The sequence below is a fragment of the Mesorhizobium sp. B2-3-4 genome, from assembly GCF_006442315.1.
Classification (GTDB): Bacteria; Pseudomonadota; Alphaproteobacteria; order Rhizobiales; family Rhizobiaceae; genus Mesorhizobium.
The window spans coordinates 630,410-653,637 of the sequence record NZ_VFVY01000001.1 but is presented as its reverse complement, the minus strand read 5'-3'; the positions used below and the strand labels follow the sequence as shown (position 1 = coordinate 653,637).

The following is a 23,228-nucleotide window of genomic DNA, read 5'->3' as shown; positions in this document are numbered from 1 at the left end:
GGGGACTACGAGAAAAGGTTATTAAGCCCGATGAAGGCAGCATCCAAGTTTCTAAACGCCGCGTCAGCGGCGGCACTGTCCGCCGCTCTGGTCGTACCAGGTGCGCTCGCAGTGCAGTTCGTTGCCACATCGGCGGCCGAAGCCGCTGTCGTCAGCAGAGTGGAAGTGAGCGGCAACCAGCGCGTCGACGCTGAAACGATCCGCAACTACATCACCATCAAGCCCGGCAAAGCCTTCTCGAGTTCCGATATCGACAGTGCGGTCAAGGCGCTGTTCGGCACCGGCCTGTTCTCGGATGTCCAGATCAACCAGGTCGGCTCGACCCTGGTGGTCAAGGTTTCCGAATACAAGGTCGTCAACCAGGTGCTGTTCCAGGGCAACAAGAAGCTCAAGGACAACGCACTCCAGGCCGCGGTTCAGCTGAAGCCGCGCGGTACCTTCTCCCAGGCGACGCTCGATTCGGACGTCGAGGCGGTCAAGGCAGCCTACAAGCGCATCGGCCGCGACGATGCGGGCGTGACCTCGCAGGTCATGGAACTCGGCGACAACCGGGTGAATGTGGTGTTCCACATCACCGAAGGCGACCGCACGCAGATCGCGGCGATCAATTTCGTCGGCAACAGCGCCTATTCCAGCCGTCGCCTGTCGGATGTGATCAACACCAAGCGTTCGTCCTGGGTCTCGTTCATCCTGCGCGACGACGTCTATGACGAAGACAAGCTGCGCGCCGACCAGGAGCTGCTGCGGCGCTTCTACTACAATCACGGTTATGCGGATTTCCAGGTCGTATCCGCTGTCGGCGAGCTCGACAGTGCAACCAACAAATACACGGTCACCATCACCGTCCAGGAAGGCGATCGTTACAATTTCGGCGACATCAGCGTCGAGAGCACGATCCCGGAAGTCGACTCGAAGTCGCTGGAATCGGTGGTCGAAACCCGCAAGGGCGACGTCTACAATGCCAAGGACGTCGAAGACTCCATCATCGCGCTGACGGAGAAGGTGGCCGGCTCCGGCTATGCCTTCGCGCAGGTGACGCCGCGTGGCGACCGCAACTTCGAGAACCACACGATCTCGGTGGTGTACACCGTCGACCAGGGCACCAAGGCCTATGTCGAGCGCATCGAGATCCGTGGCAACGACCGCACGCGTGACTACGTGATCCGCCGCGAATTCGACGTCAGCGAAGGCGACGCGTTCAACCAGGTGCTCATCCAGCGCGCTAAGAAGCGCCTGGAAGACCTGAATTATTTTGACAAAGTCGATATCTCGACTGTGCCTGGCTCCGCGCCCGACCAGGTCGTTCTGGTTGTCGACGTGGTCGAGAAGTCGACGGGTGAGTTCTCGATCGGCGCCGGCTATTCGACCGGCGGCGATTCGGCGGGACCGACCGTCGAGGGTTCGATCACCGAGCGCAACTTCCTCGGCCGCGGCCAGTTCATCAAGGTGTCGGCCGGCGGCGGCAAGAACTCGCGCGACTACAGCCTGTCCTTCACCGAGCCCTATTTCCTCGGGCGGCGCATCGCGGCCGGCTTCGACATCTACAAGTCGACGCGCGAATACAACAACAATTACGACAGCGACACCACCGGCGCGACGATCCGCTTCGGGCTGCCGATCACCAACAACATCACGACACAGCTCGCGTACAACATCTCGCAAGAGAAGTATAAGGTTGACGATAGCTGCAACCCCACCGATGCGGTTCCGCAGGGTACCTGTAACATCTCTCAGGCCATCCTGGACGGCATTGAACAGAGCCCGTGGATCAAGTCGTCGGTCAGCTTGGGGCTGGTCTACAACACCATCGACGACATGAAGAACCCGCATGAAGGTATCTATGCCAACACGACCGTCGAGGTCGCGGGTCTCGGCGGCGATGCCAAGTTCGTCAAGATCACGGGGCGCGGCAGCATCTACCAGACGCTGTCGGAACAGCTCGACCTCGTCGGCCTCATTTCGGGTGGCGCGGGTCACGTCGAGGGTTATGGCAGCGACGGTGAACTGCGCATCTTCGATCAGTTCCAGAGCACCGACCGCATCATCCGCGGCTTTGCCTATAACGGCATCGGTCCGGTCGCATCGGGCACTAGCGGCGATCACCTGGGCGGCACGACCTATTTCAATGCTTCGGCTGAAGCCCAGTTCCCGCTGCCGGTCATTCCGGAAAGCTTCGGTCTGCGTGGCGCGGTGTTCGCGGACGCGGCGACCCTCTATGGCAGCAAGATTGCAGATCAGAGCCTGGTCGATCAGTCGTCGACCGGCATGAAGTTGCGCGCCTCGGTCGGTCTCGGCCTGATGTGGGCGTCGCCGTTTGGGCCGATCCGCATCGACTATGCGATCCCGGTCAAGAAGGAAGCGAGCGACGACGTGCAGGAATTCAACTTCGGCATATCGACCCGCTTCTGATCGGGCGGCCAACGATGCTCCCGGATTTTCTGGATCCGGGAGAAATGTTCCGACCTAGCTGGATATAGCTTCTGGAATGACCGATCCGGTGTTCTTCGCGCCATCACGCCGGTATACGGCGGCCGAAGTCGCGAATCTGACCGGCTCGGTGCTTGTCGATTCCGGCCAGTCCGACGTTTTGATCGAAGCGCTGGCGCCAGCCAATGAAGGCGGTGAAAATGCGCTCGTCTTCGTCGACGGCAGGCGTAATTCCGCGCTGATGCCTTCGCTGCGGGCGGCCGCGGTGCTGTGCCCGGCCGAGTTCGCCGGCAAGGCGCCCTCCAGTGTTGCCGTTCTCATACATCCGCGGCCGCAACAGGCGTTCGCGCTGATCGGGCGCCTGCTGTTCCCGACAGCCGCCACGCCTGGACCGATGACCGGCGAAACCGGCGTTTCACCGCACGCACATGTCGACCCGAGCGCGCATGTCGAGCCCGGCGTCATCATCGAGGCAGGCGCGGTCGTCGGGCCGGGGGTTTCCATCGGCAGGGGCACTGTTATCGCGCCCAACGCCGTCATCGGACAGTCCTGCCAGATTGGCCGTGACGGCTATATCGGCCCGGGCGCCAGCGTCCAGTACGCGCTGATCGGCAATCGGGTCATCATCCATGGCGGCGCCAGGATCGGCCAGGACGGCTTTGGCTTTGTCGGCGGCGCCAAGGGGCCGGAACGCGTGCCGCAGATCGGACGGGTCGTCATCCAGGACGATGTCGAGATCGGCTCCAATTCCACTGTCGATCGCGGCGCCATGTCCGATACGATCATCGGGCAGGGCTCCAAGATCGACAATCTCGTGCAGATCGCCCATAACGTCCGCATCGGTCGCAATTGCATAGTGGCCGGGCTTTCAGGTATTTCCGGTTCCGTGGTGGTGGGTGACAATGTCACCATGGGCGGTGGCGTCGGGCTCGCGGATCATCTGACGATCGGTACGGGTGCCAAGCTTGCCGCCAGAAGTGGATTTATGAGCAACGTTCCGGCCGGCGAGATCTGGGGTGGCTATCCGGCACAGCCGATGGCGGAAGCCATGCGAGAGATAGCCATGTTGCGCACGATGGCCAGGGCACGCAAGCAGGGCAAGGACAATGGCTGACATGGTGGCGGCGACAACGCTGGAAGCGGTCGACATATTGGGGCTGATGAAGCTCCTGCCGCACCGCTATCCCTTTCTGATGATCGACCGCATCGTCGACATCGATGGCGACGATTCCGCCGTCGGCATCAAGAACGTGACCATAAACGAGCCGCATTTTCAGGGGCATTTCCCGGAGCAGCCGGTGATGCCGGGCGTGCTGATCGTCGAGGCCATGGCACAGACGGCTGGCGCCATCTGCATCCGCAGCCTCGGAGCGTCCAAGCCGTCGCTGGTCTATTTCCTGACCATCGACAACGCCAAATTCCGCAAACCGGTCGTCCCCGGCGACCAGTTGAAGATCCATGTCAAGAAAATCAAGAAGCGCGGCAACCTGCTGAAATTCGCCTGCGAGGCCCTGGTAGAAGGCGCCAAGGCAGCCGAGGCCGAGATTTCAGCGATGATGGTCACCAGCGACTGACGATCGAGTGCCTATGAAAATCAACACGTCAATCCACCCTTCCTCCGTCGTGGAAGAAGGCGCCCAAATCGGCCAGGGTGTGCGCATCGGGCCGTTCTGCCATGTCAGCGCCGAGGCGGCGATCGGCGACGGTGTCGAACTGGTCAGCCATGTCTCGGTGATGGGCGCGACCACCATCGGCGCCTCGACCAAGGTCTATCCGATGGCGACATTGGGTGCGCCGCCGCAGAACACCAAGCACAAGGGCGGGCGCACCACGCTCGTCATCGGTGCCAACTGCACCATCCGCGAAGGCGTCACCATGCATGTCGGCACCGATACCAGCCGTGGCGAAACGACGGTCGGCGACAATGGCAATTTCCTGGCCTATGCCCACATCGCCCATGATTGCGTCGTCGGCAAGAACGCCACCTTCGCCAACGGCGCAACGCTGGGCGGACACTGCGAAATCGGCGACAACGTCTATATTGGCGGTCTCAGTGCCGTCCATCAATTCGTGCGGGTCGGCGACAATGCCTTTCTTGGCGGGTGCTCGGCTTTTGTCGGCGACGTCATTCCCTATGCCATCGCCGTCGGCAACCGCGCCAGCTTGCGTGGCCTGAACATCATCGGTCTCAAGCGGGCCGGCCTGCCGCGCTCCGAGATCTATCTGCTGCGCAAGGCTTACAGGACGATCTTCGACCGCTCCCGCACCGTCGGCGAGAACATCGAGCTCGCCAAGGCGGAGTTCGCCTCGTCAGCGACCGCGATGAAGATCATCGACTTCATCGCCAGCCGCGGCAAGCGGCACTATGCGGTGCCATCGCTCAAGGGCGGTGATGGCGACGATACCGATGACGAAGGCTGAGGAAGCCGCGACCGGTTTTGATCTCCCGCGCGATGCCAGGGTCGGCATCATCGCCGGCGGCGGCAGCCTTCCGGTCGAGGTCGCCACTGGTCTGGCCGAACAGGGCCATCCGCCCTTCATCGTGCTCATGGAGGGTGAGGCCGACCGTCTGGCCGAGCTCTGCCGATACCAGCATGAGACCCTTGCACTCGAGGCGATCGGATCGCTGGTTCCGCTGCTCAAGCGAAACCGCATTACCCATCTCGTGCTTGCCGGCGAGATAAAACGCAGGCCGAGACTGAGCCGGCTGCGTCCGAGCCTCAGCCTGCTTGCCGTGATCCCCGTCGTTTTCATGGCCTTGGCGCGTGGCGACGACGGTCTGCTCAAGGTGGTGGCGCGCGGGCTCGAGGCCCGGGGGATAAGGGTCGTGGGCGCTCACGAGATCGTGCCCAACCTTGTCGCCGCCGAGGGGGTGTTGACCAGGGCCGCGCCCCGGAAATCGGACTGGCGCGACATCGAGGCGGGTTTTACGGCGGCAAAGGCCATCGGTGCGCTCGATATCGGCCAGGCAGCGATCGCGATCGGCGGCCGAACCATCGCGCTTGAAGGCATCGAAGGCACCGCCGGATTGCTGGACCGCGCCCGGCTGCTGCGCGACCATGGCCGGATTGCCGGCAAGACGCGCGGCGTTCTAGTCAAATGCGCCAAGCCCGGCCAGGAGTTGCGCGCGGATCTCCCTTCTATGGGACCGCAGACGGTGGATGCAGCGCATGCGGCCGGGCTTGCTGGCATTGCCGTCGAAGCGGGGCGCTCGCTGATCCTCGAAGGTCCCGCGACCCTCTCGCGTGCCAATGAGCTTGGACTGTTCATCGTCGGCCTGGCCGCAGCGGAGTCCTGATATGGCGGAGAGAGCGCTGAAGATCGCGATCGTCGCGGGCGAAGAGTCCGGCGACCTGCTTGGCGCCGACATCATCAAGGCGTTGCGTCAGACGACAGGCCGGGATGTGCAACTGGTCGGCCTCGGCGGCCGCCATCTGCAGGCACTTGGGCTGGTTTCGCCATTCGACGCCGGCGAGGTCGCGCTGATGGGCTTCAGCGCGGTCCTGCGTGACCTGCCGCGCCTGATGCGGCGGATCGGACAGATGGCGGGGCTGGTTGCGGATGCCAAGCCGGACTGCCTGATCACCATCGACAGCCCGGATTTTTCGCTGCGCGTAGCCAAGAAGGTGCGTGCGGCCAACCCGTCGATCCCGATCGTCCACTATGTCTGCCCGAGCGTGTGGGCGTGGCGGCCGTGCAGGGCGGTGGCGATGAAGCCCTATGTCGACCATATTCTGTGCATCCTGCCCTTCGAGGTAAAGGAACTCGAACGGCTGGGCGGCCCGCCCGGCACCTATGTCGGCCATCGCCTGACGCATGATCCAGGTGTGCAGTCGGCTGCCAGGGCGCAGGCCCAGCCACGCGATCTTTCGCCAGACCGCGTGAAGACGCTGCTTGTCCTGCCCGGCTCACGGCGTGGTGAGGTCAGGCGGCTGATCGAACCCTTCGGCGAGACGGTGTCGATGCTGCGCGCGCGCGGACATCGTCTGCGGCTGTTGCTGCCGACGGTTCCGCATGTCGCCGATACCGTGCGGTCGGCGGTTACGCGCTGGGACGAAAAGCCCGAGCTTATCCTCGAGCCGGAGCGCAAATGGCAGGCCTTCGGCAAGGCCGATGCGGCGTTGATCGCATCCGGCACCGTCTCGCTGGAACTGGCGCTGTCGGGCGTGCCGATGATTTCGTGCTACCGGCTTGACCCGCTTGCTCGCATCGTCGCGCCCTATCTGGTTTCCGTCTGGTCGGCCCTGCTGCCCAACCTGATATCGGATCGCGCGTTGATCCCGGAATTCTACAACGAATACGTCAAACCGAACAATCTGGCGCGCCAGCTCGAAGCGCTGCTGGCCGACACCGGCATGCGCGCCTGGCAGAAAGACGGTTTTGGCGAGATTTCACGACGCATGACAACGGACAAGCCATCGGGAGACATCGCCGCGCAGGTGGTGATGGGGTGCATCAAGAGAGCGAAGTAGTGAGTAGTGAGTAGTGAGTAGTGAAGCGGACCATCACCACTGACTACTCACTTTTTCTCGTTACCGCTTGGCAATCGGCACGTAGTCGCGCTCCGGCGCGCCTGTGTAGAGCTGGCGCGGGCGGCCGATCTTCTGGCGCGGATCCTCGATCATTTCCTTCCATTGCGCGATCCAGCCGACCGTGCGGGCGACCGCGAACAGCACGGTGAACATGGTGGTGGGGAAGCCCAGCGCCTTCAGCGTGATGCCGGAATAGAAATCGACGTTGGGGTAGAGCTTCTTTTCGATGAAATAGGGATCGGTGAGCGCGATCTTTTCCAGTTCCATCGCGATGTCGAGCAGCGGATCGTCCTTGATGCCGAGTTCGCCCAGAACCTCATGCGCGGTCTTCTGCATGATTTTCGCGCGAGGATCGTAGTTCTTGTAGACGCGGTGGCCAAAGCCCATCAGGCGGAACGGATCGTTCTTGTCCTTGGCGCGGGCGATGAATTCCGGGATGTGATCGACATGGCCGATCTCGCCCAGCATGTTCAGCGCCGCTTCGTTGGCGCCGCCATGGGCCGGACCCCACAGGCAAGCGATGCCCGCGGCGATGCAGGCGAACGGGTTGGCGCCCGAAGAGCCGGCGAGACGAACGGTCGAGGTCGACGCGTTCTGCTCATGGTCGGCATGCAGGATGAAGATGCGCTCCATGGCGCGCGCCAGCACCGGGTTGATCTTGTACTCCTCGCAAGGCACGGCAAAGCACATATGCAGGAAGTTTGCCGCGAAACCGAGGTCGTTCTTCGGGTAAATGAAGGGCTGGCCGATGTGGTATTTATAGGCCATGGCCGCGATCGTCGGCATCTTGGCGATGAGCCGCATGGAAGCGACCATGCGCTGGTACGGATCGGAGATGTCGGTCGAGTCGTGATAGAAGGCCGACAGCGCGCCGACCACGCCGCACATGACCGCCATTGGGTGAGCGTCGCGGCGGAAACCGGTGAAGAAGCGCGACATCTGCTCGTGCACCATGGTGTGGCGCGTCACGCGGTAGTCGAAATCATCCTTCTGCGCCTTGGTCGGCAGTTCGCCGTAAAGCAAGAGGTAGCAGACTTCGAGAAAGTCGCCATGTTCGGCCAACTGGTCGATCGGATAGCCGCGGTGCAGGAGAATGCCGGCATCGCCGTCGATGAAGGTGATCTCCGATTCGCAGCTTGCCGTCGAGGTGAAGCCGGGGTCGTAGGTGAAGGCGCCGGTGGTGCTGTAGAGCGAGGCGATGTCGATGACGTCAGGTCCGACCGAGCCGCTTCGCACCTTGAATTCGTGGGTCTTGCCGGCGAATTCCAGCGTTGCCGTGGCCTCTTGGCTCTTGCCGCCCACATCCAGTTTTTTCGCAGCTTCGGTCATTGCAAACTCCTTCTCGTTTCCTCATGCCGGCAAAGGCAATTCGTGCAAAGCGACACGTCGAAATCACCGCAATGCGCGTATTCGCCACCGCATTTTAGGAGGTGCGTGCCAGATTGGGCCAAGGCCTAATGTTGCACTGCGAAACGCGCCTTTCAATGCCAATCTTCTTGGGCCAGTTTGCTCCTAATCGATTTGATCGGCTATGCGCGCCAGGCTTTCCTCACGTCCCAGCACCGCCAGCACGTCGAACACGCCCGGCGAGGTGCTTTTGCCGGTCAAGGCAGCCCGCAGCGGCTGGGCCACGGCGCCAAGCTTGTGGCTGCCAGCCGTCGCATAGTCGCGGATCGCCGCCTCTGCCGTGGCCGCCGTCCAGTCGCCGGACAGCGACTTCAAAGCTTCGTGAGCACCACGCAGGATCTTGCGGGCGTCATCGTTGAGAAGGAGTGCCGCCTTGTCGTCGATCGGCAGTGGCCGCGTGGCAAACAGGAAAGCGGCCCCATCGACGAGCTCGACCAGCGTCTTGGCACGCTCCTTCAGGCCAGGAAGGGCTGCCAGCAGCTGCGCCTTGTTGTTCTCGTCGAGGCGCGCCGCCATCGCCGACCCACCTTCGAGATAGGGCAACGTCGCTACGAAGATGTCGAACAGTTCGGTGTCGGCCATGCGGCGCATATGCGCGCCGTTGATCGCTTCCAGCTTGGCGAAGTCGAAGCGTGCCGCGCCCTTGTTGACGTCGCCGATGTCGAACCATGAGACCATGTCCTTGATCGACATGATCTCGTCGTCGCCATGGCTCCAGCCGAGACGCGCCAAGTAGTTCAGCAGCGCCTGAGGCAGATAGCCCATGGCGCGATAGGCCTCGACGCCGAGCGCGCCGTGCCGCTTCGACAGCTTGGCGCCGTCGGCGCCGTGGATCAGCGGGATATGCGACATCGACGGCACATCCCACCCCATGGCGTTGTAGATAACGGTTTGGCGGGCGGCGTTGGTGAGATGGTCGTCGCCACGGATGATGTGGGTGACGCCCATGTCGTGATCGTCGACGACGACGGCATGCATATAGGTCGGGTTGCCATCCGAACGCAGGATGATGAAGTCGTCGAGATCCTTGTTGGGGAAGCGCACCTCGCCCTGGACGCGGTCCTGCACCACCGTCTCGCCCTCGGTCGGGGCCTTGACGCGGATCGCGCCCTTGACGCCGGCGGGTGCCTCCGACGGATCGCGGTCGCGCCAGTGGCCGTTGTAGCGCGGCGGCAGGCCCTTGGCGCGCGCGGCCTCGCGCATCGCATCGAGTTCAGCCGGCGTCTCATAGCTGTAATAAGCCTTGCCCAGGCGCACCAGTTCCTCGGCCACCTCGCGGTGGCGTGGCGCACGCTCGAACTGGGAGACAGCATCGCCGTCCCATGAAAGGCCAAGCCAGGTCAAACCGTCGAGGATGGCCGCGGTAGCCGCATCGGTCGAGCGCTCGCGATCGGTGTCCTCGATGCGCAGCAGCATCGTGCCGCCGGTGTGCCTGGCATAGAGCCAGTTGAACAGCGCCGTGCGCGCGCCGCCAATGTGCAGGTAGCCGGTGGGCGAGGGGGCAAAACGGGTGACGACCTTGTCGGACATAAAACTCTCGGAAAACGTCTGAAGCTGGATGTGGAATGCGCGGACTTTCGCGCGTTGCGGGTTCATGTAGCATAGGGTGTCGAGGGCGCAAGGGGCAGACCCGATGACTGGAGGAGGCAGGGGCTCGGATCGGGGCGAGGACGCCGTTGTCGGCGTCAGCGAGCGGTCCCTGTTTGCCAATCCCGCGCTCGCGCCACCGGCGCCGGCAAAATTGCCCGCGCCGCACCCCGGCGAGCAGTTCTTGCCTGAGGGCGACAACGCGCCGGTCACAGTGTCGAGAACCCATGCGGTGGTTCGCCTGCGCCGCCATCTCGGCCGTCTTTCACGGCCGCGACTGCAAGCGGGCGTGGCTTCTGCGGCCGCGTTGGAGCTCGATCGCGGCATCGCGTTCCTGCTGGTGCCGGTGTTCCTGGCCTTCGGCGTCATCGTCTATTTCTCGATGGCGGCCGAACCGGGCTTTGTCCAACCGATCGCCGCCGTCGTGCTGATGGCGTTGCTTGCGCTCGTCACGCGATCCTGGCCCAGAACCCATCTATGTCTGATTGCCGGGCTGCTATGCGCCCTTGGTGTGCTTGCCGCCAAGGTTGAGACCTGGCGGGCGGGGACCCGGATGCTCGGTTCGGAGATCGCCACGCAGGTCACCGGCCGGGTGGTGTCGCTCGACTATATGGAAACCGGACGTGTCCGGTTGACCATCGACGTGACATCCACCGCGCGGCCGAAATTGCGCTATGCACCGGAACGGGTCCGCATTTCCGCCGCCAGGATACCACCTGGCATGAAGGCTGGTTCGCTGGTGAGCGGCTACGCCAGACTGTTGCCGCCGACCGGTCCGGTGCGCCCGGACAGTTATGATTTTTCTTTCGACAGCTATTTCGCCGGGATCGGCGGCAGCGGCTTCTTCATGGGAACGCCTAGGATCGTTGCCGCCGACGATGAGGCACCGCTGTGGTCGCGCCTTTCCTCGTCGGTAGAGAACACCAGGCAAGACATCGCCGACCATATCAGAGCCAGCGTCGGTGGCGCCGAAGGCGAGATCGCGGCGGCGCTGATGGTCGGGGTGCGCGCGGGCATTCCCGATGAAATCAACGAAGCCATGCGGCGGACAGGCATTTATCACATCATTTCCATTTCCGGACTGCACATGGCGCTGGTCGCGGGCACCATCATGATGCTGATGCGCGGCGCATTCGCGCTGTTTCCGGACTTTTCCTCGCGCCGCCCGGTCAAGAAATATGCTGCGGCCGCCGCATTGTTGTCGATTGCCGCCTATCTCATCATTTCAGGTGTCGTCGTTGCCGCCGAGCGCAGCTTCATCATGCTGGCCGTGATGCTGATTGCCGTCCTGTTCGATCGCGCGGCACTGACCATGCGCAATCTGGCGATCTCGGCCATTGCCGTCATCGTGGTGTCGCCGCACGAAGTCGTCGGCCCGAGTTTCCAGATGTCTTTCGCGGCGACCGCCGCGCTGGTCGGCGCCTATGCCGGCTGGGCCGACCACCGTGGTGGAAAGACGCGGCCACCACCGACCAAGCGATCCCTGGCCGGGTTCCTGACGCGGAAACTCCTTTTGGGGGCAGGCGGACTGGCCATGACGTCCATCATCGCCGGCAGTGCCACGGCGCTGTTTGCCATCTGGCACTTCCAGCGGGTGTCGCCGCTCAGCCTGTTCGCCAACCTGGCCGTCATGCCGATCGTGTCGGTCGTGATGTTCCTGGCGGTCGCCAGCGCGTTGCTGATGCCAGTCGGGCTGGATTGGCCGGCTCTCTACCTCATGGGCAAAGGTCTGACGGCGATGATCGCCATATCGGCGTGGATATCGGAGCGCTCGCCAATTGATGGGGTCGGACTGATTTCGCTGCAATCCGTGCTGCTGGTAACCGTCGCGCTGGTCATAGCGACGATGGCGACGACCTGGTTGCGGCTTGCCGCGCTGCCCTTCGCACTTGCCGGCCTGCTGAGCGTGTCGGACACGCGCCCGCCCGATGTGCTGATCTCGGAAGACGCGCGGCTGGTCGCGCTGCCGATCGGCGGTGGCGAACTCGCGGTCAGCCGGGCTCGTCCGAACGAATTCACAGTCGATAACTGGAAGCGCGCGCTGACGTCCGAAGCCATCGTCGTGCCGGAGACATTCAACGAGGCGGATGGGCAATTCGCCATCGGCGATGCGGTAGAACTGCCGGCGGGAGCGCCGTTCTACTGCACCGAAGGCGTCTGTCTCGCCAGGCACCCTTCAGGTGCGATCATCGCGCATGTGGAGGACCGCAAGGATACCTGGAAGGCCTGCGCTTTCGCCGACCTGATCGTCGTCAACGACGCAACCGCCTACGACGCCTGCCACAATCCGCTGGTTCTCGTCGTCACGAAAAGGCAGCTCGCCCGCAAGGGAAGTGCCGCCGTCTTCTTCAACCCTCAATCGGCCACCACCCCGGCCAAGATCGAATTCGCCGTCGACAGCCCATACCGGCCCTGGCACGAGCAGCGTAAATTCTCACGCGAGGCGAGGGGATTGCCGCCCTACAAAAAGCCTGACAAGCCCGATGGCAAGCCGGCTCAGTAGCGTCTGATCAACCCGACCAGCCTGCCTTGCACCTTGACCCTGTCGGGCCCGAAAATGCGTGTTTCATAGGCTGGGTTGGCGGCTTCGAGCGCGATCGATGCGCCCTTGCGGCGGAACCGCTTCAGCGTCGCTTCCTCCTCGTCGACCAGCGCCACGACGATTTCACCCGGGCTTGCCGTATCGGCATTTCGGATAATGACCGTGTCGCCGTCGAAGATACCGGCCTCGATCATCGAGTCGCCCTTGACCTCCAGCGCGTAGTGCTCGCCACCCATGATCATTTCAGGCGGCACCGAGATCGAATGCGTCTGGTGCTGAATGGCATCGATCGGCACACCGGCGGCGATACGGCCCATGACCGGGATCGACACGGCTGAAACGGCATCGTCGTCATTGCCGGCCGCGGGCAGGCGCGAAGGTGCCGCCGCCGGCTTGATCTGGCGGCCGAGATTGCCCTGGCCAAGACTGCCCTGGATGACGCTTGGCGAGAATTTCTTCGCCGCGTTGAGGCCGGGCGCGATCGAGTCCGGCAGCCGCAGCACTTCGAGCGCGCGTGCCCGATTGGGCAACCGCCTGATAAAGCCGCGTTCCTCCAGCGCCGTGATCAGGCGATGGATACCCGACTTGGAGGCAAGATCGAGTGCCTCTTTCATCTCGTCGAAGGAGGGCGGTATCCCGCTCTCCTTGAGCCGTTCGTGGATGAACATCAGCAATTCATGTTGCTTGCGTGTCAGCATGGCGGCCCCCAAGGCATCCGAACAAGGGTTCTGTTCAGAATCAGAAAAACAAACCCAGAACAAACACTATCTGTTCCAGTTGTGTTCCGCAACTGTTTAAAGTTTAATGAATATGGTGAGCCGACGGTAACCATAGTGAGGGCTACGCGGGAAGGCCGCGAACGTATATCGCCGCCATGCGAACGTTTCAGGTAGCTGATTTTATTGCATTTTTCGGCGCACAATGAGGTTCTGCGCCACAATCTATGCGGCTCGCCCGGAAGGGCGGACAATCATGTTTGGACGCGCCTCGCCGCCATCGACCTGGCCAGTTTCCGGAGAACGAAACGAAGCCAAATCGCCAACCGGCGCCGTTGCCGGTCTGTTCCAGGCCCACGCGACCGAGGACGATTGTGTTCGCTGCGCCAGGAGGGAAACGCACAGCCACGGCTCTGTGGCCGCGGCTTCAGGCTGATGGGATATTGCCCGCCAGCACCTGCGCATAGGCGGCAGCGTCGATATTGCCGCCGGAGATGACGCAGACGACGTTGCCGGTCGCCTGCCTGCCGTTGAGGGCGGCCGCCAAGGCGGCGGCGCCAGCGCCCTCCGCGACGACTTTGGCCTTGGAGAACAGAAGCCGCATCGCCTCCGTAACCTGATCCAGGCTGACGGCAATAGCGCCGTCGATAAGCTGGTTTGCCAACGGCCACAGGTCGGGCACCAGGGAGGGGCCGCCAATGCTTTTGATGAAGGAGGGGCGTGTGGCGATCTCGACAATCCGCCCCGCCGCCAGCGCGGCGCTGACCGGTGCCGCGCTCTCATCCTCGACGGCGAATATCTTGGCCTCGCCGCGCAGCGCCTTCACCGCGCTGGCGACACCCGACGTCATGCCGCCGCCGCCATAGGGCGTCAGCACGCAATCGACGTCAGGCAGATCCTCGACGATCTCGAGCCCGATCGTCCCGTTGCCGGCCAGAACCGCCTGATCGGTGACGGGATTGACGAGGAGCTCCGGACCATCGGGCCGTTCGGCACCGACGATGTAGCGCCACCAGGTGTCATGGGAAACGAAACGCACGTCGCCGCCAAGGCGGCGGACTCCGTCGATCTTGGTCTGGGGCGCGTCGGCATACATGTAGGCCGCCATTGGTACGCCCAGCGCCCTTGCCGCCCAGGCCATGCCATAGGCCATGTTGCCGGAGCTGACTGTCGCAACGCCATGGCGCAAGGCATCCGCGTCGCGGGAAAGCAAGGCATTCAGCGCCGGCCTGATCTTGAAGGCGCCGATGGGCGACAAGGTCTCGAGCTTGAGGAACATGCGCTGGTCGGGACGGCCGAGATCGAGATGCAGCAGCGGGGTTCGCGGCAACCATGCAGCAAGCCGCTCGCGAGCTGCCTTTATCTCGTCGAGCGTCGGCCGACGCACGGGCGCCGGCATCATCTGGCGACAGCTTTCAAGCTGCCGGCGCGCGCCGCATGTCTTTCGGTGCCGCTGTCTTCGCTGTGGACATAGACGTGCAGCGTGTAGCCGATATGGGCCGCCATCAGCGCCTTGGCCCGCTCGATGTCACGATCGAGCGCGGCTTCCATGATCGCCGTGTGATGTTCGATCGCCATCGCCTCGCGCAGTGCCGCCATCGCCTCTTCATAGCCATCCTTGAGGCCCGCCGCGGCCCGCAATGTCGGCGCCAGACCGAGAAAACGATGATGGCGGCGCAGCTGATCCGAGATTGTCGAGCGGAAACGCAGCAGCCAGTTGCATGTGGCCGCACTCAGCAGCGCTGCATGGAAGGCTTCATGGCTTTCGTCCCATTTGTCGACGGCCGCATCCGAGGGATCGTCGACCGCGGTCTTGCAACGGGAGAGCCGGTAATGGGCGGTGACGACTGCATCCTCCCACGCCTTGCCGCCCTTTTCCATCGATTCGAGGAACAAGGGTATCTCGACCACCATCCTGGCCCGCGCCAGATCTTCCAGTTCAGCCCGCGATACCGGAGCGACGGTAAAACCGCGATTACTGATGGCGGTGACAAGCCTTTCGGCCTCGAGCCGCGACAAGGCTTCGCGCAATGGCGTCCAGCCGACGCCATAGGTGCCGCGCAGCGCACTCAGCTTCAGCGGAGCGCCGGGCATGAGGCGCGTGGTGAGTATATCGCGCCGCAACAGCTGATAGGCTGCCTCCGTCTTCGTGGAGTTGGTCTCATCCTGCATCACAGTCCATCCGTCGTCGTCTGGCTGGCCAAAATTATATATGAAGTCTGGGCATGGCAAGAATTATATATAATGTTGACAGCAGCCGACAGACTGACCATGATCGCAGCAGTAGCCGCGGTTCCAAGCGGCGCTGATCAAATCTGGGAGGAAATGATGTTGAAGTCGAAATCCGCTTGGCTGTCGGGATTGGCCCTGGCAGGCGCGTTGATGGTCAGTGCCGGCAGTGCGGCCGCCGATCAGATACGCATCGGCATTGCCAATTTCGGCGAACACCCTCAGCTCAACGCCGCCATAGCCGGCTTCAAGAAGGCGCTTACGGACAACGGCTTCGCTGAAGGCAAGGATGTCGTCTATACCGAGAGCCACACCAATTTCGATGCGTCGCTGGTGCCGCAGATGATCGCCAAGCTGCAGGCTGAGCAGCCTAAGCTGATCTACACCATCACGACGCCGGTCTCGCAGATCGCCAAGAAGGCGCTCGCCGGCTCCGGCATCCCGATCGTCTTTGCCGCGGTCACCGATCCGGTGGCGGCCAAGCTCGTGCCGTCATGGGACGCCGGTGACGACGGCATGACCGGCGCCACCGATCTGCAGGACGTCGCCGCTGTCATGCAGTTCACCAAGAAGCTGCTGCCGAACGCCAAGCGCTTCGGCGTGCCCTACAATCCCGGCGAGGCCAATGACGTTGCCCTGATCGAGAAGATCAAGGCGGCGGCACCCGCCGCCGGCTTCGAGGTCGTGGAAGTCGGTATCGACAACGTCAATGACATCCAGCAGCGCATCGCCTCGCTCGCCGGGAAGGCCGACGTGATCTACGGACCGACCTCGAACCTGATCCAGCCGGCGATCGCCGCTGTTTCCGCGGCCGCCCGCCAGGCCGGCATCCCGGTCGTCAACGCCGATGACAGCGCGGTTCGCAACGGCACAGTGCCTGCAAGCTTCGCGGTCAACTACACGCAGGTCGGCATCAATGCCGGCAATATCGCGGCCGAAATCCTCAAGGGCAAGGATCCCAAGACGATCGCGCCGTCGCGCCCGGCCTACAAGGATCACATGGCGCTGATCTCGCGTAAGGCGATGGCCGCCTTCGGCATCGAGATCCCGGCTTCGATGGCCGATTGCGGCTGCATCGTCGACTGACATCGGGCTGAAGAGGTGACGGCGTGGATGCCGTCACCTCCGAAGCCAGGGAGGAACGATGCTCGAGATCCGCTCCGCGCGCAAAGTGTTCTACAAGGGCCAGCCGGACGAGAAGGTCGCGCTGGACGGTCTCAGCCTGTCTTTGGCGACAGGCGAATTCGGCATCGTCATCGGTTCCAACGGAGCCGGCAAGAGCAGCATGCTCAACGCCATTTCCGGTGCGCTGATCCTCGATTCCGGCCAGATCCTCATCAATGGCGCCGACGTGACAGGCATGCCGGTGCACAAGCGCGCCGCCAAGCTGGCGCGCGTCTTCCAGGATCCGATGCGCGGCACCGCCGCTAGCATGACGGTTGCGGAAAACATGCTGCTGGCCGACCTGCGCAGCAGCAAGCGCACCTTGCGCCAGGGACTGAATGCCACCCGGCTTGCGTCCTACAGGGAACGCCTGGCGATACTGGGGCTCGGCCTGGAAAACCGTCTCGACACGCGCGTCGACCTGCTCTCAGGCGGGCAGAGGCAATCGCTGTCGCTGATCATGGCGGTCGGCGGATCGCCTGATCTGCTGCTGCTCGACGAACATACCGCGGCGCTCGATCCGCGCACGGCCGAGATCGTCATGCAGGCGACGGTGCGCGCCGTCGACGCGCTGAAGCTGACCACTTTGATGGTGACCCACAACATGCAGCACGCCGTCGACTATGGCAGCCGGGTGATCATGCTCGACGCGGGCCGGGTGCGGCTGGAAGTGGCAGGCGAGGAGAAAGCAAGGGTCACCGTCGTCGATCTGATCGGCCATTTCTCCGTCAAAACCGACCGCATGCTGCTGGCGAGCTGATCATCATGGGCTTTATCGAGGGCGTTCTCACCAGCTTTGTCGCGATCATCCCGGTCACGCTGGCACAAAGCCTGATCCTGGCTTTCGTCGTGCTCGGGATCATGATCCCGTTTCGGATGCTCAACTTTCCCGATCTCACCAGCGAGGGCGCCTTTCCACTGGGCGGCTGCGTCTGCGGCGTTCTTCTTGCCGCCGGCGCATCGCCCGTGATCGGCATAGTCGCGGCCCTTGTCGCCGGCTTCGCGGCGGGCTGCTGCACCGCCTTCATTCATCTGCGGTTCCGCATCCACACGCTGCTTGCCGGCATCCTGATGATGACGATGCTCTACAGCATCAACCTTCGCATCATGGGCAAGTCCAACCTCTCCGTCTTCGGCTCGCCGACGGTGTTCGACTGGGTGCCGTTCGCGCGGCCGGGTTTTCCCGCCAGCAAGATCGTCGTCGCCGGCCTTCTCGCACTTGTCGCCTTCGTCCTGCTCTACATGTTCTTCAGGACAGAGAAGGGGACGGCGGTGCGCGCCGTGGGCGCCAATCCCGACATGGCCGAGGCGCAAGGCATCAATGTCTGGGCAGCCACCATAGGCGGTGTCGGGCTGGCCAGTGCCTTTTCGGCATCGAGCGGTGCTCTCATGGTGCAGTCGCAGGGATTTGCCGACGTCAATATGGGACTGGGAATTCTCATCAACGGCCTTGCCGCGCTGATGATCGGCGAGGCTGTCGTCGGCAAGCAGACGGTCTGGCGTCAGCTGCTTGCCCCTTTCGCCGGCGCTGTTATCTACTACCAGCTGGTGTCGTTCTGCCTTGCCGCCGGCATGCCGCCTCCCGACCTCAAGCTTGCCACCGGCCTGTTCGTGCTGGCCATGCTTGCCTTGCCCAGCCTCAAGCGCAGCCGAGGCCCGGCGCCGGCTCGCGAAGCTATTCGTGAATAATCAGGGAATGTCACAAATCATGCGTGCACCGCTCGATCTCGCAGCCGTCGAAGCCATGGATGCGGCAGACCCGTTGCGGGCCATGCGCGAGCGGTTCATCCTGCCGGAAGGCGTCATCTATCTCGACGGCAATTCGCTTGGCGCAGCCGCTCCCGCCGTCTTCAACGAGCTGCAGAAGGCGGCGACGCAGGAGTGGGCTCAGGATTTGATCCGCGCCTGGAACACCGCCGGCTGGTTCGACATGCCGGTCGCGCTTGGCGACCAGCTCGGGCGGCTGATCGGTGCCGCGGCCGGACAGACCGTGGTCTGCGATACGACCTCGATCAACATCTACAAGGTGCTGCATGCGGCTTTGGCCATGCGGCCGGACCGCTCGGTCATTGTCGCCGAGGGCGACAGCTTTCCGACCGATCTCTATATGGCCGAAGGCGTGGCCTCGACGCGACCCGGCACCGTGTTGCGGCTCGAGGGCGTCGACGCGCCCGACATAGAGGATCTGATCGACGAGCGTGTCGCGGTCATCCTGGTCAACCACGTCAACTACAAGTCCGGACAGCTGCGCGACATGGCGGCATTGACATGCAAGGCCCATCAGGTCGGCGCGCTGATTATCTGGGATCTCTGCCATACGGCCGGCGCGTTGCCGGTGGAGCTCGACAGCGCCAATGCCGATTTCGCCATCGGCTGCACCTACAAATACCTCAATGGCGGCCCGGGCGCGCCGGCTTTCATCTACGCCGCCAAGCGTCATCACGACAAAGTCCAGCAGCCGCTCAGCGGCTGGTGGGGCCATGCGCGGCCCTTCGCCTTCGAACAGGGCTATGTGGCCGGCAGCGGCATCCGCCGCTTTCTCTGCGGCACGCAGCCCGTGCTCTCGATGCGGGCGCTGAAAGGGGCGCTGGATGTCTGGGACGATGTCGACATGGCGGCGGTGCGCAAGAAGAGCATCGCGCTGACCGACCTGTTCATCCAGCTCGTCGAAGGCCGATGCGGTGCCTACGGGCTTGAACTGGAAGGCCCGCGCGACGGCAAGCAACGCGGCAGCCAGGTGTCGTTCCTCCACGCGCACGGCTACCAGGTCATGCGCGCGCTGATCGAGCGCGGGGTGATCGGCGATTTCCGCGCCCCATCGACGATCCGCTTCGGCTTCACGCCGCTCTATGTCGGTTACAAGGACGTCTGGCAGGCGGTCGAAGTGCTGGAGGATATTCTGCGCACCGGCGCCTGGCAGGACGCGCGCTTCGCGGTCAAGACCGCGGTGACTTGAAACCGGCGCAATTTTTCCATCCGGAATCGCATCGGGCGGAGAACTTCAGAGCCGCGTACGGACGTTCCAGAGCTCCGGAAACAGGACGACCTCGAGCATCTTCTTGAGGTAGGAGGCCCCCGATGTGCCGCCGGTGCCGCGTTTCAGGCCGATGATGCGCTCTACCGTGGTGACGTGGTTGAAGCGCCAGCGGCGGAAATAGTCCTCGAAGTCGACCAGCTTCTCGGCCAGTTCGTAGAGCATCCAGTAGCGCTGCGGGTCGCGGTAGACGGTCTGCCAGGCAACCAGTACCTCTTCATTCTCGGTGCGGGTTTCGCGCCAGTCGGTACGCTTGGCATCGGCGCCGATGTCGAAGCCGTTGCGCGCCAGAAGCAGCAGCGCTTCGTCATAGAGTGACGGCTCGGCCAGGATCGCCTCGAGCTTGCCGCTGAGGTCGGGCCGGTGCTTGTGGGGGCCGAGCATGGCCAGGTTGCGGTTGCCGGCCATGAACTCGATGGCGCGATACTGCCAGGACTGGAAGCCCGATGACTGGCCGAGCGCGTCGCGGAATTCGGTGTATTCGCTCGGCGTCATTGTGCGCAGCACGTCCCAGGCATTGTTCAACTGCTCGAAAATGCGGGCGACGCGAGACAGCATTTTGAAGCTCGGCTCGAGCCGGTCGGCGCGGATGGAGCGGATCGCGGCGCCGATCTCATGCAAAGCGAGCTTCATCCACAGTTCCGATGTCTGGTGCTGGATGATGAACAGCATCTCGTCATGCGCCGAAGACAGCGGCGCCTGCGCGTCGAGAACCTTCTCCAGATGCAAATAGTCGCTGTAAGACATGCGCTCCTTGAACGACATCTGCGCGCCTTCGGACGCCGGATCGTAGGGCTCGCTCAATTGAGTTTCTCCGTGCGCAGGCGGAAGCGCTGGATCTTGCCAGTCTGGGTCTTGGGCAAGGCGGCGATGAATTTCACCGAGCGCGGATATTTGTAGGGCGCGATGGTCGCCTTGACGTGGTCCTGCAGGCGCTTGACGGTCGTTGCGTCCGGCGCGACACCTTGCACCAGCACGACATGCGCCTCGACGATCTGGCCGCGATCGCCATCCTCGGCGCCGATGACGGCGCATTCGGCGACGTCGGGATGCGCCAACAGCGCCGCCTCGACCTCGGGCCCGGCGATGTTGTAGCCGGCGCTGACGATCATGTCGTCGGAACGCGCGGCGAAGTGGAAGAAGCCGTCCTCGTCCTGCCAAAAAGTGTCGCCGGTGAGATTCCAGCCGCCGCGCACATAGTCCTTCTGCCTGTCGTCGGCCATGTAGCGGCAGCCGGTCGGCCCGCGCACCGCCAGCCGTCCGGGCTCGCCGCGGGGCACCTCGTGCATTTCGCCGTCGACGATGCGCGCCTCGTAGCCGCCAACCGGCTTGCCGGTCGAAGCCGGTTTCCTGTCATCGAAGCGGTTGGAGATGAAGATGTGCAGCATTTCGGTGGCGCCGATGCCGTCGAGTATCGGTTTGCCGGTCTTTTTCGTCCACTCTTCAAAGACAGGACCCGGCAAGGTTTCGCCGGCCGAGACGGCAACGCGCAGCGACGACAGGTCGGCGCCTTCGTCCATGGCCTTCAGCATGGCGCGATAGGCGGTCGGCGCGGTGAAGGAAATGGTCGCCTTATAGGTTTCGATGATGTGGATCATGTTGGGCGGCGTTGCCTGTTCCAGCAGCGTCGCCGCAGCACCAAAGCGCAAGGGGAAGATGGCGAGGCCGCCGAGGCCGAAGGTGAAGGCGAGCGGTGGCGAGCCGACGAAGACATCGTCCGGCGTCACCCGCAGCACCTCGCGCGCATAGGCGTCGGCGATGATCAGCAGGTCGCGGTGGAAATGCATCGTCGCCTTCGGCACGCCTGTCGTGCCCGAGGTGAAGCCGAGCAGGGCGACGTCGTCGCGGCCGGTGTTGACGGCGGTAAAGGTGACCGGCTTGTCCAGCGCGGCGCGGTCGAGTTCGGCGTCATGGTTGGCGGTGCCGTCGAAGCCGATGACCTGTTTGAGGAATGCGCTGTCCTTGGCGCAGGCGGTCATCTCGTCCATCAGCCTGGTGTCGCAGAGCGCGATGGTTATCTCCGCCTTGTCGACGATCTTGGTGAGCTCGCCGGCGCGCAGCATCGGCATGGTGTTGACGACGACGGCGCCGACCTTGGTGGCGGCGAGCCAGCAGGCGACCATGGCGGGGTTGTTGGCGGAGCGGATCAGCACCCGGTTGCCCGGCTTGACGCCATAATTCTCGACCAGCGCGTGGGCCAGCCGGTTCGTCCAGTCGGACAGTTCCTTGTAGGTGCGGCGGCGGCCATTGCCGATCAGGGCGGTGTGATCACCCAGGCCCTTCTCGACCAGCCTGTCGGTCAATTCGACACCGGCGTTGAGGCGCTCGGGATAGTCGAAACCGTCGAGCAGGAAGTCAGGCCATTGATCGGGCGGCGGCAGGTTATCGCGCGTGAACGTGTCGGTATGCGCAGAAGGCCCAAGCATGTCGCCGCTATCCCATATGATGCCCGGCCAGCGTGCAGGGGCACCTGACCGGAGGCGGTGAATCTGAAATTCCTGTCTTTTCGGGAAGCTTCGTGCGGTCGGCTACACCTGCTCGACCATGGCGCCGGGAAGGCGACAATCGGCAGATTCGGACAGCACGGCGACCTCCCATTGTCGACTGTTCCGCCAGGCAGGATCGCACCAGTCGAAATTTGTTTCAAGCCTAAAATGTTTTTGGTGGAGCATTGACGCAGCTCTTGCCGGCGGCCATTCCTGTCGACTGAAATCCAGCCATCTGGGAGGGTGCAGATGCTCGAACATCGCGTTGCCGATTGGGACAATGCCTACGCCAACGGCGACAACATCGCCGGCAGCGACCGCTGGCCGGCCGCCTGGGATGGACCGGCACAGGCTTTCCGCGACGCCCGGACGTCCGCCGGCCGGGCCAAGCTCGACATCGCCTACGGAGACAGCCCGCGCAACCGGCTCGACCTGTTCCTTCCCGACGCCATGCCCAGGGGACTCGTCGTCTTCATCCACGGCGGCTACTGGAAGGCATTCGACAAGAACGCCTGGTCGCATCTGGCCAACGGCGCGGTCGCCAGCGGCTTTGCCGTGGCGATGCCGACCTACACGCTTTGTCCCGACATCAGAATTTCAGGCATTGTCCGGGAAGTCGCTGCCGCGATCGGCGAGGCGGCGACCATGGTCGGCGGACCGGTGATGCTGACCGGACATTCCGCCGGCGGCCATCTCGCCTCGAGAATGGTGACTACGACGACGCCTCTGGCAGCCGATGTCGCCGGCCGCGTCCGCAATGTCGTCTCGATCTCCGGCGTGCATGACCTCAGGCCGATCATGCGCACCGGAATGAACGCGACGCTGGCCATCGACGAAGCCGAGGCGCTGGCGGAAAGCCCGGCGCTGCTGCGTCCGATGGAGGGCGCACGCATCACCTGCTGGGCCGGCGGTGGCGAGCGCGCGGAGTTCCTGCGCCAGAATGAACTGCTCGCCAATATCTGGACCGGCCTTGGCGCCATGACCAGCACGGTGATCGAACCGGACCGGCATCATTTCGATATTATCGACGGGCTTGCCGATCCGGCGCATCCGCTGACGCGAACGCTGCTGGCGGAATAGACGAAGCCGATTTTTCTAACAAGA

At 63.4% G+C, this 23,228-nt stretch carries 19 protein-coding genes; 12 read left to right on the top strand and 7 right to left on the bottom strand.

Annotated elements, in window-relative coordinates; genetic code table 11:
* Positions 1-30: 30 nt before the first annotated feature.
* From bamA to lpxB, 6 genes are all read left to right on the top strand, one after another.
* Positions 31-2,409: an outer membrane protein assembly factor BamA gene (gene bamA / locus FJ967_RS03590; RefSeq protein WP_140730306.1), complete on the top strand. Its 2,379-nt coding sequence runs from the start codon at positions 31-33 to the stop codon at positions 2,407-2,409.
* Positions 2,410-2,485: 76 nt separating this feature from the next.
* Positions 2,486-3,541, top strand: a complete 1,056-nt coding sequence (lpxD, locus tag FJ967_RS03585; protein WP_140730305.1) for a UDP-3-O-(3-hydroxymyristoyl)glucosamine N-acyltransferase — start codon at positions 2,486-2,488, stop codon at positions 3,539-3,541.
* On the top strand, positions 3,534-4,001 hold the full coding sequence (gene fabZ, locus FJ967_RS03580) for a 3-hydroxyacyl-ACP dehydratase FabZ (protein ID WP_140730304.1): 468 nt from the start codon (positions 3,534-3,536) through the stop codon (positions 3,999-4,001). The genes lpxD and fabZ overlap by 8 nt, the downstream gene beginning before the upstream one ends.
* Positions 4,002-4,014: 13 nt before the next feature.
* The gene (lpxA, locus tag FJ967_RS03575) at positions 4,015-4,848 is read left to right on the top strand and encodes an acyl-ACP--UDP-N-acetylglucosamine O-acyltransferase (protein ID WP_140730303.1); all 834 of its coding nucleotides are present in this window, start codon (positions 4,015-4,017) and stop codon (positions 4,846-4,848) included.
* On the top strand, positions 4,835-5,725 hold the full coding sequence (locus tag FJ967_RS03570) for an LpxI family protein (RefSeq protein ID WP_246675153.1): 891 nt from the start codon (positions 4,835-4,837) through the stop codon (positions 5,723-5,725). The genes lpxA and FJ967_RS03570 overlap by 14 nt, the downstream gene beginning before the upstream one ends.
* Before the next feature lies 1 nt (position 5,726).
* Positions 5,727-6,899: a lipid-A-disaccharide synthase gene (lpxB, locus tag FJ967_RS03565; protein ID WP_140730301.1), complete on the top strand. Its 1,173-nt coding sequence runs from the start codon at positions 5,727-5,729 to the stop codon at positions 6,897-6,899.
* A 60-nt stretch (positions 6,900-6,959) separates the two neighbouring features.
* Here the strand turns inward: lpxB and gltA are convergent, their stop codons facing one another.
* Together gltA and gltX are read right to left on the bottom strand one after the other, a co-directional pair.
* Positions 6,960-8,288, bottom strand: coding sequence for a citrate synthase (gene gltA / locus FJ967_RS03560; RefSeq protein WP_140730300.1), 1,329 nt, complete (start codon positions 8,286-8,288; stop codon positions 6,960-6,962).
* A 183-nt stretch (positions 8,289-8,471) separates the two neighbouring features.
* Complete coding sequence (gltX, locus tag FJ967_RS03555) at positions 8,472-9,896, bottom strand: glutamate--tRNA ligase (RefSeq protein WP_140730299.1); 1,425 nt, start codon at positions 9,894-9,896, stop codon at positions 8,472-8,474.
* 103 nt (positions 9,897-9,999) lie between these two features.
* Here gltX and FJ967_RS03550 point away from each other — a divergent pair, with 103 nt between their 5' ends.
* Positions 10,000-12,456, top strand: coding sequence for a ComEC/Rec2 family competence protein (locus FJ967_RS03550; protein ID WP_140730298.1), 2,457 nt, complete (start codon positions 10,000-10,002; stop codon positions 12,454-12,456).
* Here FJ967_RS03550 and lexA read toward each other — a convergent pair.
* The 3 genes from lexA to FJ967_RS03535 all read right to left on the bottom strand — a co-directional run bounded on the left by lexA (position 12,450) and on the right by FJ967_RS03535 (position 15,383).
* Positions 12,450-13,193, bottom strand: a complete 744-nt coding sequence (gene lexA, locus FJ967_RS03545) for a transcriptional repressor LexA (RefSeq protein WP_140730297.1) — start codon at positions 13,191-13,193, stop codon at positions 12,450-12,452. The genes FJ967_RS03550 and lexA overlap by 7 nt on opposite strands.
* A 445-nt stretch (positions 13,194-13,638) precedes the next feature.
* On the bottom strand, positions 13,639-14,613 hold the full coding sequence (locus tag FJ967_RS03540) for a pyridoxal-phosphate dependent enzyme (protein ID WP_140730296.1): 975 nt from the start codon (positions 14,611-14,613) through the stop codon (positions 13,639-13,641).
* Positions 14,610-15,383, bottom strand: a complete 774-nt coding sequence (locus tag FJ967_RS03535; protein ID WP_140730295.1) for a GntR family transcriptional regulator — start codon at positions 15,381-15,383, stop codon at positions 14,610-14,612. The genes FJ967_RS03540 and FJ967_RS03535 overlap by 4 nt, the downstream gene beginning before the upstream one ends.
* A 156-nt stretch (positions 15,384-15,539) precedes the next feature.
* Here FJ967_RS03535 and FJ967_RS03530 point away from each other — a divergent pair, with 156 nt between their 5' ends.
* From FJ967_RS03530 to kynU, 4 genes are read left to right on the top strand one after another with little or no spacing between them, the layout of a single operon-like run.
* On the top strand, positions 15,540-16,526 hold the full coding sequence (locus FJ967_RS03530; RefSeq protein WP_140730294.1) for an ABC transporter substrate-binding protein: 987 nt from the start codon (positions 15,540-15,542) through the stop codon (positions 16,524-16,526).
* A 58-nt stretch (positions 16,527-16,584) separates the two neighbouring features.
* On the top strand, positions 16,585-17,364 hold the full coding sequence (locus FJ967_RS03525; protein ID WP_140730293.1) for an ABC transporter ATP-binding protein: 780 nt from the start codon (positions 16,585-16,587) through the stop codon (positions 17,362-17,364).
* A 5-nt stretch (positions 17,365-17,369) separates the two neighbouring features.
* Entirely contained in the window at positions 17,370-18,293 is a 924-nt protein-coding gene (locus FJ967_RS03520; RefSeq protein WP_140730292.1) for an ABC transporter permease, read from the top strand.
* A gap of 19 nt (positions 18,294-18,312) precedes the next feature.
* Positions 18,313-19,560: a kynureninase gene (kynU, locus tag FJ967_RS03515; protein ID WP_140730291.1), complete on the top strand. Its 1,248-nt coding sequence runs from the start codon at positions 18,313-18,315 to the stop codon at positions 19,558-19,560.
* A gap of 45 nt (positions 19,561-19,605) precedes the next feature.
* Here kynU and kynA read toward each other — a convergent pair whose 3' ends face one another.
* Together kynA and FJ967_RS03505 are read right to left on the bottom strand one after the other, a co-directional pair.
* Positions 19,606-20,442, bottom strand: a complete 837-nt coding sequence (gene kynA / locus FJ967_RS03510) for a tryptophan 2,3-dioxygenase (RefSeq protein WP_140730290.1) — start codon at positions 20,440-20,442, stop codon at positions 19,606-19,608.
* On the bottom strand, positions 20,439-22,064 hold the full coding sequence (locus FJ967_RS03505; protein ID WP_140730289.1) for an AMP-binding protein: 1,626 nt from the start codon (positions 22,062-22,064) through the stop codon (positions 20,439-20,441). Before FJ967_RS03505 ends, kynA begins: the two co-directional genes overlap by 4 nt.
* 309 nt (positions 22,065-22,373) lie before the next feature.
* Here FJ967_RS03505 and FJ967_RS03500 point away from each other — a divergent pair, with 309 nt between their 5' ends.
* Positions 22,374-23,204: an alpha/beta hydrolase gene (locus tag FJ967_RS03500; RefSeq protein WP_140730288.1), complete on the top strand. Its 831-nt coding sequence runs from the start codon at positions 22,374-22,376 to the stop codon at positions 23,202-23,204.
* Positions 23,205-23,228 lie beyond the last annotated feature (24 nt).

Coding starts and splice junctions, on each gene's coding strand:
- bamA (WP_140730306.1), top strand. CDS start 31: ATGAAGGCAGCATCCAAGTTTCTAAACGCCGCGTCAGCGGCGGCACTG.
- lpxD (WP_140730305.1), top strand. CDS start 2,486: ATGACCGATCCGGTGTTCTTCGCGCCATCACGCCGGTATACGGCGGCC.
- fabZ (WP_140730304.1), top strand. CDS start 3,534: ATGGCTGACATGGTGGCGGCGACAACGCTGGAAGCGGTCGACATATTG.
- lpxA (WP_140730303.1), top strand. CDS start 4,015: ATGAAAATCAACACGTCAATCCACCCTTCCTCCGTCGTGGAAGAAGGC.
- FJ967_RS03570 (WP_246675153.1), top strand. CDS start 4,835: ATGACGAAGGCTGAGGAAGCCGCGACCGGTTTTGATCTCCCGCGCGAT.
- lpxB (WP_140730301.1), top strand. CDS start 5,727: ATGGCGGAGAGAGCGCTGAAGATCGCGATCGTCGCGGGCGAAGAGTCC.
- gltA (WP_140730300.1), bottom strand. CDS start 8,288: ATGACCGAAGCTGCGAAAAAACTGGATGTGGGCGGCAAGAGCCAAGAG.
- gltX (WP_140730299.1), bottom strand. CDS start 9,896: ATGTCCGACAAGGTCGTCACCCGTTTTGCCCCCTCGCCCACCGGCTAC.
- FJ967_RS03550 (WP_140730298.1), top strand. CDS start 10,000: ATGACTGGAGGAGGCAGGGGCTCGGATCGGGGCGAGGACGCCGTTGTC.
- lexA (WP_140730297.1), bottom strand. CDS start 13,193: ATGCTGACACGCAAGCAACATGAATTGCTGATGTTCATCCACGAACGG.
- FJ967_RS03540 (WP_140730296.1), bottom strand. CDS start 14,613: ATGATGCCGGCGCCCGTGCGTCGGCCGACGCTCGACGAGATAAAGGCA.
- FJ967_RS03535 (WP_140730295.1), bottom strand. CDS start 15,383: ATGCAGGATGAGACCAACTCCACGAAGACGGAGGCAGCCTATCAGCTG.
- FJ967_RS03530 (WP_140730294.1), top strand. CDS start 15,540: ATGTTGAAGTCGAAATCCGCTTGGCTGTCGGGATTGGCCCTGGCAGGC.
- FJ967_RS03525 (WP_140730293.1), top strand. CDS start 16,585: ATGCTCGAGATCCGCTCCGCGCGCAAAGTGTTCTACAAGGGCCAGCCG.
- FJ967_RS03520 (WP_140730292.1), top strand. CDS start 17,370: ATGGGCTTTATCGAGGGCGTTCTCACCAGCTTTGTCGCGATCATCCCG.
- kynU (WP_140730291.1), top strand. CDS start 18,313: ATGCGTGCACCGCTCGATCTCGCAGCCGTCGAAGCCATGGATGCGGCA.
- FJ967_RS03505 (WP_140730289.1), bottom strand. CDS start 22,064: ATGCTTGGGCCTTCTGCGCATACCGACACGTTCACGCGCGATAACCTG.
- FJ967_RS03500 (WP_140730288.1), top strand. CDS start 22,374: ATGCTCGAACATCGCGTTGCCGATTGGGACAATGCCTACGCCAACGGC.